The sequence below is a fragment of the Catellatospora sichuanensis genome (genome assembly GCF_007483665.1).
GTDB lineage: Bacteria > Actinomycetota > Actinomycetes > Mycobacteriales > Micromonosporaceae > Catellatospora > Catellatospora sichuanensis.
In genome coordinates this window covers 162,407-175,444 of sequence record NZ_ML660184.1, presented here as the reverse complement: position 1 = coordinate 175,444, position 13,038 = coordinate 162,407, and the positions used below count along the sequence as shown (strand labels likewise).

The window sequence follows — 13,038 nt, the reverse complement described above, 5'->3', positions numbered from 1 at the left end:
CATGACCGAACAGACCAACGCGGCCCGGCTGCGGGAGCTCAACGACACCATCCGCTACACGATGTGGTCGGTGTTCCGGGTCAAGGGCCCGCTGCCCTCGATCCGGTCCGAGGTGTCGGGTGAGGTCGAGTCGCTGTTCCAGCAGCTCGCCGAGAAGGACGTCACGGTGCGCGGCGTCTACGACGTGGCGGGCCTGCGGGCCGACGCGGACGTGATGATCTGGTGGCACTCGGGCTCCGCCGATGCGCTGCAGGATGCGTACGGGCTGTTCCGCCGGACCGCGCTGGGCAAGTGCCTGACGCCGGTGTGGTCGCAGGCGGCGCTGCACCGCCCGGCCGAGTTCAACAAGAGCCACATCCCGGCGTTCCTGGCCGGTGAGGAGGCCCGCCGGTACGTCTGCGTCTACCCGTTCGTGCGCTCCTACGAGTGGTACCTGCTGCCCGACGAGGAGCGCCGGGAGATGCTGGCCGAGCACGGCAAGATGGCGCGCGGCTACCCGGACGTGCGGGCCAACACGGTCGCCTCGTTCGCGCTGGGCGACTACGAGTGGATGCTGGCGTTCGAGGCCGACGAACTGCACCGGATCGTGGACCTGATGCGCGACCTGCGCGCTTCGTCCGCCCGCCGGCATGTGCGCGAGGAGGTTCCGTTCTACACGGGCCGCCGCCGCTCGGTGGAGGACCTCGTCGCCGCCCTGCCGTAGGGGGAGCGCTCCCGGCGCTCGGCGGGTCGTTACGTCCCGCCAACAGGGCCGAAGAGAAGTTCTGCAAACTGTAGGGCAACCCATGCAACTGATTTGCACGATCGTGCCCTACACTTGCGTACCATGACGCGCAGACTCGCCGAAGTGGCGAAGTACGTGGGAGTGAGCACGGCGACCGTGAGCAGGGTGCTCAACGGTCGCCCCGGCATCTCCGAGGCCACCCGAACGGCCGTGCTCACCGCGCTGGACGTGCTCGGCTACGAGCGGCCCACCAAGTTGCGCGGCGAACGGGCCCGGCTGGTCGGGCTGGTGCTGCCCGAGTTGCAGAACCCGATCTTCCCGGCGTTCGCCGAGGTCGTGGCCGGCGCGCTGGCCAAGCGCGGGTTCACCCCCGTGCTGTGCACCCGCACCGCCGACGGCGTGGCCGAGTCCGACTACGTGGACATGCTGCTGGAGCAGCAGGTGTCCGGCGTCATCTTCGCGGGCGGCAACTACGCCCAGGCCGACGCCGACCACGAGCACTACCGGCGGCTGCTGGACCGCGGGCTGCCTGCGATCCTGGTCAACGCCGGCATCGACGACCTGGGCTTCCCCCGGGTGTCCGCGGACGACGCGGTCGCCACCGAGCAGGCGTACAACCACCTCGTGTCGCTGGGCCACGAGCGCATCGGCCTCATCCTGGGCCCGCCCGACCACATGCCGTCCTCCCGCAAGCGCCAGGCCTTCCCCGGTGCCGACGACATGGTCGAGCGCACCATCTTCTCCATGGAGGGCGGCCACGCCGCCGCGGCGCGGCTGATCTCGCGCGGTGTCACCGGCCTGATCTGCGCCTCCGACGTGCTGGCGCTGGGCGCGGTGCGCGGCGCCCGCCGCCTCGGCCTGACCGTGCCCGGCGACGTGTCGCTGGTCGGCTACGACGACTCGGCCGTGATGACCTGCACCGACCCGCCCCTGACCACGGTGCGCCAGCCGATCGAGGCGATGGGCCAGGCTGCGGTCGCGCTGCTGGTCAGTGAGATCGCGGGCAACGTGGTTCCCGCCGACGAGCTGCTGTTCGAGACCGAGCTGGTGGTGCGCGGCTCGACCGCCGCCGTCCCCGCGCACGCCCGCCTCGTCCCCGCCCAGGCCCGCGCCACCGACTGACCGCTTTCACCTCCCCACGGCTCCGTCCACCCGTGCAAACGGTGTGCACGGAGCCGTTCGCTTTCCCGCCGCGCCCAGCAGCGCCGCCGATTCCGACCGCCCTCCCCGCCGCGCCTCCCCGCCGCCCTTCCGGCCCGCCCTCCTGCCGCAACTCTCAAAGAGTGGCGCCATTCGGGGCGTCCGGAAGCCGCGACTCTTTAAGAGTTGCGGCAGGGGCCGGGGCGGGTGGGCGCCGCGTGTGGCGGTTGGCGCGGGGCGTTGAAACGTTGCGTAAACGTGACCGCGGTCGGCTGCCGTCGATGCTTCGCCGTCGCCGGGCGCTCCCACTGCGGTGCAGGTCGTCAGCGGATGGGCGTGCTTTGCCGGGTTTGCAGACTTGAGCTGCACGTTTATGACACAGCACCGGTCATCGCGTACGCCGCACCGCAAAGACATGACCGCGTGCAAACCAGATTGCGAAACGGCATCGACACATGCCATGTGAACCAGACCACAGGCAGTCCTTCCAGCACATACGCTCGCTCGTGCGCGACAAGGTTCGGTCAAAAAATTGCGTAACTATCTCGACACCTTGCGGAAATGAGTCGCCATCGCTACAGTGACTTCACCTAAGCCTGACCTTGGAAAATGCGAGGCAGGTCACACGGAAGTCAGCGCAACAACAAGAGGCCGCCGCGGCGATCCGTCCTCGCGGCTCCGTAGATCTCAAGAACTGTTTCCCGAAGGGATGGACAGATGTCCGTACCGCACTTCCGGAAGGTCGCGGCGATCGCGCTCGCGACCGGCCTGGGACTGGGCCTCGCGGCCTGCTCCACCAAGAGCGACGATGGCGCGGATGCTGCCGGCAAGACCATCATCACGGTCGACTGCCAGCCGGTCGGTGCGCAGAAGAACCTGCTGCAGGCGTGGAACGACGACGTCAAGGCGTTCGAGGCGGCCAACCCCGACATCAAGATCAAGAGCGTTTCGGTCGGCACCCAGTGCGCGAACCCGCCGGACTTCACCGCCCGCCTGCAGGGCGGCTCGATGACCGACGTGTTCTACGGCTACATGACCGACGTGCAGCAGGTCATCGACTCCGGCCAGGCGATGGACATCTCCGCCTTCGCCAACAAGGACAACATCCCGACCTGGGACGATGTGCTCGGCGACGCGAAGAACACGTTCACCAAGGACGGCAAGGTCTGGGGCATCCCGACCAAGAACTACTCGATGGGCCTGGTCTACAACAAGACCCTGTTCAGCAAGGCCGGTCTCGACCCGAAGAGCCCGCCGAAGACCTGGGCCGAGGTTCGCGAGGCCGCCAAGAAGATCTCGGCGCTCGGTGACGGCATCGCCGGCTTCGGCGAGTACAGCTCGGGCAACACCGGCGGCTGGCACTTCACCGCCGAGCTGTACGCCCAGGGCGGCGCGCTGGTCACGGCCGACAACAAGAAGGCCGACTTCAACAACGACATGGGCAAGAAGGTTCTGCAGAACCTCAAGGACATGCGGTACGGCGACAACAGCATGGGCGCCCGCCAGCTGCTCGGCTGGGGCGATCTGCTGACCATCGCGGGTGCCGGCAAGGTCGGCATGTTCATCGGCGCGCCCGACGCGACCACCGCGATCGTCACCCAGTTCCAGGGCAAGTACGAGGACTGGGCGATGGGCGCCATGCCCGGCCAGGACGGCGCCGCCAAGGGCACCCTCGGCGGCGGTGAGGGCTACTTCTTCAAGAAGGGCCTGACCGACGACCAGGTCAAGGCCGGTCTGAAGTGGCTCGCCTTCGAGAAGCTCACCCCGGGCAAGGGCCAGTTCGACTACGCCCGGGCCAAGACTCTGGGCGAGCAGGTCGGCCTGCCGCAGCCGCAGCTGTTCACCCCGGGCAGCGCGTCGCAGAAGTCGGAGTTCGACCTGCGCAAGGCGAACGGCAACATCGCGCCGGACGACTTCGCCGCCTTCGAGAACAACCCCGTCACGATCAAGTTCGAGCCGCCGAACGCGCAGGGCATCTACGCGATCCTCGACGGTGCGATGTCGGCGATCCTGACCAACCCGAACGCGAACGTCGACGCGGAGCTCAAGAAGGCCGAGGAGAAGGTCAACCAGCTCCTCACCCAGGCCGCCAAGTGACGTAGGGGCGCCGGTGGCCAGTCCTCGGAGGTCCGCCGTCCAGGCGGGCCACGGGACGAGCCACTGGCGAAGGGGAGCCGGGCACCACGCCGGCTCCCCGTCCTCACGCGGACCTGACCCCGCACCTTCCCTCAGGAGTGATGACATGGCGATCGCCACCGTTCCTGGCGCCGGCATCGACGTCGGCAGCCAAGCGCCAGCACCCGTCGATCCGCGGCGCGCGCGGCGCAACCGCCGGCTCAAGGACAACCTGACCGGCTACGCGTTCCTGATCGGCGCGGTCATCTGCTTCGCGTTCTTCTCGTGGTACCCGATGATCCGCGGCGTGGTCATGAGCTTCCAGCGCACCCGCGCGGGCGAGACCACCTGGGTGGGCTGGGACAACTACGACCGGATCGTCAACGACCCGAGCTTCTGGACGGCCTGGCAGAACACCCTGTACTTCACGGTGCTCGCGCTGATCCTCGGCTACGCGGTCCCCTTCTTCCTGGCGGTGCTGCTCAACGAGTTCCGGCACGCCAAGGGTTACCTGCGCATCCTGGTCTACCTGCCGGTGATGCTGCCCCCGGCCTCCGCACTGTTCCTGTTCAAGTACCTCGCCTACGACCCCAGCGACGCCGGCCTGTTCAACTCGATCCTCAAGGGGCTCGGGCTGCCGACCTCGCAGTGGATGCAGTCGACGGACATGACGATGCCCGCCATGGTCATCGCCTCGACCTGGATGAACATGGGCGGTGCGGTCCTCATCTACCTGGCCGCGCTGCAGAACATCCCGGGCGAGCTGTACGAGGCCGCCGAGCTCGACGGCGCGGGCCTGTGGCGGCGCATCACGAACGTGACGATCCCGCAGACCAAGCTGATCCTGTCGCTGATGGCGATGCTCCAGGTCGTGGCGACCATGCAGCTGTTCATCGAGCCGCTGATCCTGGCCAACGGCGCGGGCTCGGAGGATTCGGCCACCTCGGTCGTGTACCTCATCTACCAGCACGGCTTCTTCCAGAACGACCTCAACGGCGCGGCGGCGCTCGGCGTGATCATGCTCGTGGCGCTGATCGGCTTCTCCGCCGTCTATGCCCGACTGAACGCGCAACAGGACTAGGGGAACGAGTCATGGCGCAGCAATCCGAGACGCGGTCGCTGGTCTCCTTCGCGCAGCTCCAGCGGGGTCGCGGCAAGGCGATCTACTGGACCCTGCTCATCACCGTGCTCATCCTGTTCACGCTCGTCTTCATCGGGCCGCTGTACTGGATGGTCACCGGCGCGCTGAAGTCCAGCCCCGAGCTGGCGCAGACCCCGCCGACACTGTGGCCGGCGGACCCGCAGCCGGAGAACTACACCGAGGCGTGGGACCGGCTGGCCCTGGCCAAGCTGCTGTTCAACACCTTCTACTACGCGATCGGCGCGCTGGTGTTCCAGCTCGTGCTGGACACCGCGGCGGCGTACGCGCTGTCGAAGCTGCGGCCGAAGCTGGGCAACCTGGTCCTCGGCATGATGCTGGCGACGTTGATGATCCCGGCGATGGTGCTGATCATCCCGCAGTACGTGACGGTGATCGACCTGCCGATCCTGCACATCAGCCTGATCGACTCGCCGTTCGCGATCTGGCTGCCGGCGGTGGCGAACGCGTTCAACATCTTCCTGCTGAAACGGTTCTTCGACTCGATCCCGGAGGACCTGATGTCGGCCGCGACCATGGACGGCGCGGGGCCGATGCGCACGCTCTGGTCGATCGTGCTGCCGATCTCCCGGCCCATCCTCGGTGTGGTCTCCATCTTCGCGGTGACCGCGGTGTGGAAGGACTTCCTCTGGCCCAAGCTGGTCATGCCCTCGCCGGAGACCCGCACCATCAGCGTCGGCATCTACGCCTTCTCCGGCGGCACGCCGCAGAACGTGGTCGTCGCCGCGGCGGTCATCGCCGCGATCCCGACCATCGTGTTCTTCCTGATCTTCCAGCGCAGCATCATGTCCGGCCTGACCGCCGGCGGTCTCAAGGAGTAGCCGGCCGCAGGCCCGCGCACCGCGCGCGGGCCTGCCCGCCGTGCCCCACGTCCAGTTCGTGTTCCGTAACAGGAAGCAGGTATCTCGTGGTTGACATCGGAGCCCCCGCGCCGCAGGGGGTGCGCTCGGCGACGGACGCCTGGTGGCGCGATGCCGCCATCTACCAGGTGTACGTCCGCAGCTTCGCCGACGGCAACGGCGACGGGGTCGGCGACCTGGCCGGTGTCCGGGCGCATCTGCAGTACCTGAGGGACCTGGGCATCGACGCCATCTGGTTCAACCCCTTCTACGTCTCGCCCCAGGCGGACGGCGGGTACGACGTGAGCGACTACCGCAACATCGACCCGATCTTCGGTGACCTGGCCGAGTGCGAGCAGATGATCCGGAAGGCCCACGAGCTGGGCATCCGCGTCATCGTCGACGTGGTCCCGAATCACTGCTCCGACCAGCACCCCTGGTTCCAGGCGGCGCTGGCGGCGGGCCCGGGTTCGCCGGAGCGCGAGCTGTTCTGGTTCCGCCCCGGCAAGGGCGAGCACGGCGAGCTGCCCCCGACCGCGTGGACCTCCAACTTCGGCGGAGGCACCTGGACCCGGGTGCCCGACGGCGAGTGGTACCTGCATCTGTTCGACGGCGCGCAGCCCGACTGGAACTGGGACCACCCCGCGGTGCGGGAGGAGCACGAGAACGTGCTGCGCTTCTGGTTCGACCGGGGCGCCGACGGCATCCGCATCGACTCGGCGGGCCTGCTCATCAAGGACCCGACCCTGCCCGAGGTCGGCACGACCGAGCGGCACCCGTTCGAGGACCTCGACGAGGTGCACGACGTGTACCGCGCCTGGCGGCGCATCGCCGACGAGTACGGCGGCCGCGCGCTCATCGGCGAGGTGTGGATGCCCGACGTGCAGCGCTTCACCAACTACCTGCGCCCGGACGAGATGCACACCGCGTTCAACATGAACTTCCTGTGCTCGCCCTGGGATGCCGCGCTGCTTCGCGACGTCATCGACGACACGCTGCAATCGCACGCGCCGGTCGACGCCCCCGCGACCTGGGTGCTGTCCAATCACGACGTGACCCGCCACGTCAGCCGTTACGGCCGCGCCGACACCTCGTTCAGCTTCAAGGGCCGCACCCACGACACCCCGGTCGACCTGGAGCTGGGCACCCGGCGCGCCCGCGCGGCGATCCTGCTGGCGCTGGCACTGCCCGGCTCGGCCTACCTGTACCAGGGCGAGGAGCTGGGCCTGTGGGAGGTCGAGGACATCCCGGCCGAGCTGATGCAGGACCCGATGTGGCACCGCACCGCGGGCGCCGACCCGGGCCGCGACGGCTGCCGGGTGCCGCTGCCCTGGTCGGGCGCGCAGGCCCCGTTCGGCTTCAGCCCCGACGGCGCACCGGCCAAGCCGTGGCTGCCGCAGCCGGCGGCGTGGAAGGCGTACACCGCCGAGGCGCAGACCGGTGACCCGGGCTCGATGCTGGAGCTGTACCGGCGCTGCCTGAGCCTGCGCCGCAGCGAGCCCGCACTCGGCGACGGCCCGATGTCGTGGCTGGACAGCTCCGCCCAGGTGCTGTCGTTCCGCCGTCCCGCCCCGGACGGCCTCGACCTGATCTGCGTGGTCAACCTCGCCGACCACACCGTCGACCTGCCGGCGTACGCGCAGGTCCTCGTCGCCAGCGGCCCGCTGGACGGCAACCGCCTGCCCGCGGACACCGCGGTCTGGATCCGCCCCGCCTGACCCGTCGCATACGGGCTGGAAAGGAGCCCGTAGCTCAGCATCGCCACGGCCGTGGCGGCGCGCACCCCCGATTCGCGCCGCCTCACTCCGCTCCGGTCACCCGTCCCCACCGGAAGGCAGCACAGGCAATGAACGAGCACAGCACCCCACCCGCCCCGACGGGCCGCGCGTCAGCGCCTCGCCGCCGCACCGGGCTGGCCGCCGCGGCCGCCAGCTCGATGCTGGCCGGCGTGGCGCTGGTCGCGGTCACCGCTTTCGGCACCTCGAGCCCTGACCTGCAGCAGGTCGCGTCGATCTCCCCGTTCTCGATCGCCGGGCGCGGCGCGACCGTCGCGTTCAAGGAGTTCGAGGCCGAGGAGCAGCCGACCAACGGCACGATCCTGGCGCACACCCGCTACTACGGCCAGCTGGCCTCCGAGGCGTCCGGCCGCCAGGCCGTCGTCCTCGACGCGGTCGGCGAGTACGTCGAGTTCACCCTCTCGGCGCCCGCCGACTCGATCAACTTCCGGTACAGCCTGCCGGACAACGGCGCGGGCACCGGCCGCGACGCCACCATCGACCTGCGGGTCAACGGGTCGCTGCTGAAGACCGTCCCGGTGACCTCCAAGTACGGCTGGTACTACGGTGGCTACCCGTTCAACAACAACCCGAACGACACCAACCCGCACCACTTCTACGACGAGCAGCGCAGCCTGCTCGGCAGCACGTACCCGGTGGGCACGAAGATCCGGCTGCAGGTGAACTCGACCGCGCAGTCGCCGACGTTCACCATCGACCTGGCCGACTTCGAGGTCGTCGGCGGGCCGAAGAGCAAGCCCGCCAACGCGATCGACGTGGTGGCCGACTTCGGCGCCGACCCGAACGGCGGCACCGCCGACAACACGGCGAAGTTCCAGGCCGCGGTCGACGCGGGCCGGGCGCAGGGCCGGGTCGTCTGGATCCCCGCGGGCACGTACACCGTCTGGGACCACATCGTGGTCGACGGGGTGACCCTGCAGGGCGCGGGCATGTGGCACTCGGTGCTCACCGGCCGCCACCCCACCCAGCGCAACCGCGCGGTGGGCGTCTACGGCAAGTATGTCGCGGGCGGCGGCTACGGCGGCGAGATCCGCGCGCACGAGGCGGGCGGCCCGAGCCGCAACGTCACCCTCAAGGACTTCGCCATCATCGGCGACATCCGCGAGCGCGAGGACAACGACCAGGTCAACGCCATGGGCGGGGCCATGACCAACTCGGTGGTCGACCACGTGTGGATGCAGCACACGAAGGTCGGCGCCTGGATGGACGGCCCGATGGACAACTTCACGATCCGCAACAGCGTGATCCTGGACCAGACCGCCGACGGCGTGAACTTCCACACCGGCGTCACCAACTCGACGGTCACCAACACCTTCGTCCGCAACACCGGTGACGACGGCCTGGCGATGTGGCCCGAGCGCATCCCGAACGTCAACAACACGTTCTCGTTCAACACGGTCGGCGTGACGATCCTGGCGAACAACATCGTGTCGTACGGCGGCCGCGACATCAAGATCACGGACAACGTGGTCGCGGACACCATCACCAACGGCGGCGGCATCCACATCGGCAACCGCTACCCGGGCGTCAACTCGGGCCAGGGCACCGCCGTGGCGGGCACCTTCACCATCGCCCGCAACACCCTGATCCGGGCCGGCAACTCCGACTACAACTGGAACTTCGGCGTCGGCGCGATCTGGTTCTCCGGCCTCAACGAGCCCATCGCCGGAGCGACCATCAACGTCACCGACGCCGACATCCTGGACAGCTCCTACGCGGCGCTGCACTGGATCGAGGGCGGGGCCAGCGGCATCCACTTCAAGAACGTGCGCATCATCGGCGCGGGCACGTACGCGCTGCAGGTGCAGTCGCAGGGCCAGGCCACGTTCGAGAACGTGACCGCGACCGGCATCGCGCAGAGCAACCCGATCCACAACTGCGTGGGCCCGTCGTTCCAGATCACCCAGGTGGGCACCAACTCCGGCTGGTACGCCAACCCGCCGGCCTGCACCGGCATCTGGCCGACCCCGGTCTGGACCAGCGGCTCCACCCCGCCGAGCAACAGCCCACCGCCGCCCAGCTCCCCGCCGCCGCCCTCGGCGCAGCTGAGCCTGAGCACGTCGAACCTCGTGTTCGGCACGCAGAACGTGGGCACGACCAGCGCCGCGCAGACGGTCACGGTCAGCAACCCGGGCACCATCACCGCGAACCTGAGCGGCGTCGCCGTCAGCGGTGACTTCGCCCGGACCACGAACTGCGGCACGACGCTGGCACCCGGTGCGAGCTGCACGGCCTCGGTGACGTTCACGCCGACCGCGACCGGCACCCGCAACGGGCAGCTGTCCGTGGGCAGCAACGCGCAGGGCAACCCGCACGTGGTGAACCTGTCCGGCATGGGCTTCAACCCCAACGGCAACCTCGCCGCGGGCCGCCCGACCACGGAGACCAGCCACACGCAGTCTTACGGCTCGGGCAACGCGGTCGACGGCGACGTGAACACGTACTGGGAGAGCAACAACAACGCCTTCCCGCAGTCGATCACGGTCGACCTGGGCACGAGCGCGACCGTCAACCAGGTCGTGCTGAAGCTGCCGCCCTCGTGGGGCACCCGCACCGAGACCCTGCAGGTGCTGGGCTCGACGGACGGCTCGAACTTCAGCAGCCTGGCGGGTTCGGCGGGCTACACGTTCAACCCGGCCACCGGCAACAGCGCGACGATCAACTTCACCGCCGCGTCGCGCCGCTACGTCCGGGTGACGGTCACCGGCAACACCGGCTGGCCCGCGGGGCAGTTCAGCGAGTTCGAGGTGTACGGCAACGGCACCCCGCCCCCGCAGACCCCCGCGATCGGCCTGTCCTCGTCGAGCCTGTCGTTCGCGAACCAGACCGTCGGCAGCACCAGCGGCGCGCAGTCGGTGACGGTGACCAACACCGGCACGGCGTCGGCGACGCTGGGCGCGGTCAACATCACCGGCAACTTCGCCCGCACCACCACCTGCGGTTCCTCGCTGGCGGCGGGCGCGTCCTGCACGATCTCGGTGACGTTCACGCCGACCGCGTCCGGGGCCCGCTCCGGCTCGGTCAGCTTCACCAGCAACGCGCCGGGCAGCCCGCACACGATCAACCTGTCGGGCAACGGCGTCGTCGCGAACACCAACCTGGCGCTCAACCGCCCGGTCACCGAGAGCGGCCACGCCGACGTGTACGGCGCGGGCAACGCGGTCGACGGCAACGCCAACTCCTACTGGGAGTCGCTGAACAACGCCTGGCCGCAGACCATCACGGTCGACCTCGGCGCGACGACCTCGGTCTCCCGCGTCGTGCTCAAGCTCCCGCCCGCGTCGGCCTGGGCCACCCGCACCCAGACCCTGTCGGTCCTCGGCAGCACCAACGGCTCCTCCTACAGCACGGTCAAGGCCTCGGCCGGGTATGTCTTCAACCCGTCCTCGGCCAACACCGTCACCATCACGTTCCCGGCGACCGGCCAGCGCTACCTGCGCCTGAGCTTCACCGGCAACACGGGCTGGCCCGCCGGCCAGCTCTCCGAATACGAGGTCTACGCCTCGTAACTCCCCCCAGCCCCGGTGGAGAGGGTGAGCGGCCCTCTCCACCGGTTGAGTGAAAGGAAGGGCACCTTCACATCGCTCCGCGATGTAGAAGGTGCCCTTCTTAACACCGGCAGGGCAGTCGCCCCAGGCCGTAACGTGATCCGGTTTACCGGTTCGCCCGGCCACCGTCACGCAGCGGGCCGGTTACAGTAACCGGCGTGACGCGCAGACTCGCCGAAGTGGCGAAGTACGTGGGGGTGAGCGAGGCGACGGTGAGCCGTGTGCTCAACGGCAAGCCCGGCATCTCCGAAGCGACCCGAACCGCCGTACTGACCGCCCTGGACGTGCTCGGCTACGAGCGGCCCACCAAGTTGCGCGGGGAACGGGCGCGCCTGGTCGGCCTGGTGCTGCCCGAACTCCAGAACCCGATCTTCCCGGCGTTCGCCGAGATCGTGGCGGGGGCGCTGGCGCAACGGGGCTTCACCCCGGTGCTGTGCACCCGCACCGAGGAGGGCGTGGCCGAGTCGGCGTACGTCGACATCATGATGGAGCAGCAGGTCTCCGGCGTGATCTTCGCGGGCGGGCTGTACGCCCAGGCCGACGCCGAGCACGAGCACTACCACCGGCTGCGCCAGCGCGGCCTGCCCGTGGTGCTGGTCAACGCTGCCATAGACGGTCTGGGCTTCCCGGTCGTGGCGGCCGACGACGCGGTCGCGGTCGATCAGGCCTACGGCCACCTGTCGTCCCTCGGCCATACGAAGATCGGCCTGCTGCTCGGGCCGGTCGACCACGTGCCGTCGGCACGCAAGCTGGCCGCGTTCCGCAAGCGCACCGGGCAGAAGAACCCGCCGGTCGCGCGCACCATCTACTCCATGGAGGCGGCGCAGGCCGCGGCCGTGCGGCTGATCAAGGAGGGCGTGACCGGGCTGGTCTGCGCCTCCGACGTGTTCGCGCTGGGTGCGGTGCGCGCGGTGCGCCGGATGGGGCTGCGCGTGCCGGAGGACATCTCCGTGGTCGGATACGACGACTCGCTCTTCATGGCATGCACGGACCCGCCGCTGACCACGGTGCGCCAGCCCATCGGTGCGATGGGCCAGGCCGCGGTGGCCATGCTGGTGTCGCAGGTGGACGGTGGCGAGGTCGCCCCGGACGAGTATCTGTTCGACCCCGAGCTGGTGGTGCGCGGCTCCACCGCGGTGGTCGCCGCCGCCTCCTGAGCCGCCTGCTCCTGAGCCGTGGCCGGTTGGGCCGTGGCCGTCGTGTCCGCCGAACGACGCGACGACCAGCGCTCAGCCGCGGCGCATGGGCACGTGCGGGATGCCGTCTTCGAGGAACTCCGGGCCGCTCGCGGCGAAGCCGTACTTGGCGTAGAACTTCGCCAGGTGCGACTGCGCGTCCAGCACCGCGGGACGGTCGCCGACCGCGGCCAGCGCCGCCGTGAGCAGCTGCCCGGCCAGGCCGTCGCCGCGCGCCTCGGGGGCGGTCACCACCCGGCCGATGCGGCACACCGGGCCGTCCGGCTCGGCGTCCTCGAGCATGCGCAGGTAGGCCACGGGCCTGCGGTCCACCTCGTACCACAGGTGCCGGGTGCCGGGCTCGCCGTCACGGCCGTCGAGCTCCGGGTAGGGGCACGACTGCTCCACGACGAAGACGTCCACGCGCAGCTTGAGCAGGGCGTAGAGGGTAGTGGCGTCCAGGTCCTGGAAGCTCGCCGTGCGGAAGATCATTGGCTCTGCCGAGATCACCTCTGGATCGTAGTCGGTGAGACGCCTCACCC

At 69.4% G+C, this 13,038-nt stretch carries 9 protein-coding genes; 8 read left to right on the top strand and 1 reads right to left on the bottom strand.

All coding sequences use genetic code 11. The features are described 5' to 3' along the window. Position 1: 1 nt before the first annotated feature. From hemQ to FLL47_RS02765, 8 genes are all read left to right on the top strand, one after another. Entirely contained in the window at positions 2–703 is a 702-nt protein-coding gene (hemQ, locus tag FLL47_RS02800) for a hydrogen peroxide-dependent heme synthase (protein WP_144118817.1), read from the top strand. A 123-nt stretch (positions 704–826) separates the two neighbouring features. Continuing rightward, positions 827–1,846, top strand: coding sequence for a LacI family DNA-binding transcriptional regulator (locus tag FLL47_RS02795; protein ID WP_144118816.1), 1,020 nt, complete (start codon positions 827–829; stop codon positions 1,844–1,846). Between the two features lie 735 nt (positions 1,847–2,581). Further along, positions 2,582–3,961, top strand: coding sequence for an ABC transporter substrate-binding protein (locus tag FLL47_RS02790; protein WP_144118815.1), 1,380 nt, complete (start codon positions 2,582–2,584; stop codon positions 3,959–3,961). 145 nt (positions 3,962–4,106) lie between these two features. Then, complete coding sequence (locus FLL47_RS02785; RefSeq protein ID WP_144118814.1) at positions 4,107–5,060, top strand: carbohydrate ABC transporter permease; 954 nt, start codon at positions 4,107–4,109, stop codon at positions 5,058–5,060. A gap of 11 nt (positions 5,061–5,071) precedes the next feature. After that, the gene (locus tag FLL47_RS02780) at positions 5,072–5,959 is read left to right on the top strand and encodes a carbohydrate ABC transporter permease (protein WP_144118813.1); all 888 of its coding nucleotides are present in this window, start codon (positions 5,072–5,074) and stop codon (positions 5,957–5,959) included. 86 nt (positions 5,960–6,045) lie between these two features. Next, on the top strand, positions 6,046–7,695 hold the full coding sequence (locus tag FLL47_RS02775) for a glycoside hydrolase family 13 protein (protein WP_246157457.1): 1,650 nt from the start codon (positions 6,046–6,048) through the stop codon (positions 7,693–7,695). A 128-nt stretch (positions 7,696–7,823) separates the two neighbouring features. Continuing rightward, entirely contained in the window at positions 7,824–11,282 is a 3,459-nt protein-coding gene (locus FLL47_RS02770) for a galactose-binding domain-containing protein (RefSeq protein ID WP_222105942.1), read from the top strand. Between the two features lie 197 nt (positions 11,283–11,479). After that, entirely contained in the window at positions 11,480–12,478 is a 999-nt protein-coding gene (locus tag FLL47_RS02765) for a LacI family DNA-binding transcriptional regulator (protein WP_144118812.1), read from the top strand. Positions 12,479–12,550: 72 nt separating this feature from the next. Here the strand turns inward: FLL47_RS02765 and FLL47_RS02760 are convergent, their stop codons facing one another. Next, positions 12,551–12,988: a GNAT family N-acetyltransferase gene (locus FLL47_RS02760; protein ID WP_144119010.1), complete on the bottom strand. Its 438-nt coding sequence runs from the start codon at positions 12,986–12,988 to the stop codon at positions 12,551–12,553. Positions 12,989–13,038 lie beyond the last annotated feature (50 nt).

What these genes read in the sequence shown, in the direction of transcription:
- hemQ (WP_144118817.1), top strand. Translation starts at nt 2, where the DNA reads ATGACCGAACAGACCAACGCGGCCCGGCTGCGGGAGCTCAACGACACC.
- FLL47_RS02795 (WP_144118816.1), top strand. Translation starts at nt 827, where the DNA reads ATGACGCGCAGACTCGCCGAAGTGGCGAAGTACGTGGGAGTGAGCACG.
- FLL47_RS02790 (WP_144118815.1), top strand. Translation starts at nt 2,582, where the DNA reads ATGTCCGTACCGCACTTCCGGAAGGTCGCGGCGATCGCGCTCGCGACC.
- FLL47_RS02785 (WP_144118814.1), top strand. Translation starts at nt 4,107, where the DNA reads ATGGCGATCGCCACCGTTCCTGGCGCCGGCATCGACGTCGGCAGCCAA.
- FLL47_RS02780 (WP_144118813.1), top strand. Translation starts at nt 5,072, where the DNA reads ATGGCGCAGCAATCCGAGACGCGGTCGCTGGTCTCCTTCGCGCAGCTC.
- FLL47_RS02770 (WP_222105942.1), top strand. Translation starts at nt 7,824, where the DNA reads ATGAACGAGCACAGCACCCCACCCGCCCCGACGGGCCGCGCGTCAGCG.
- FLL47_RS02760 (WP_144119010.1), bottom strand. Translation starts at nt 12,988, where the DNA reads ATGATCTTCCGCACGGCGAGCTTCCAGGACCTGGACGCCACTACCCTC.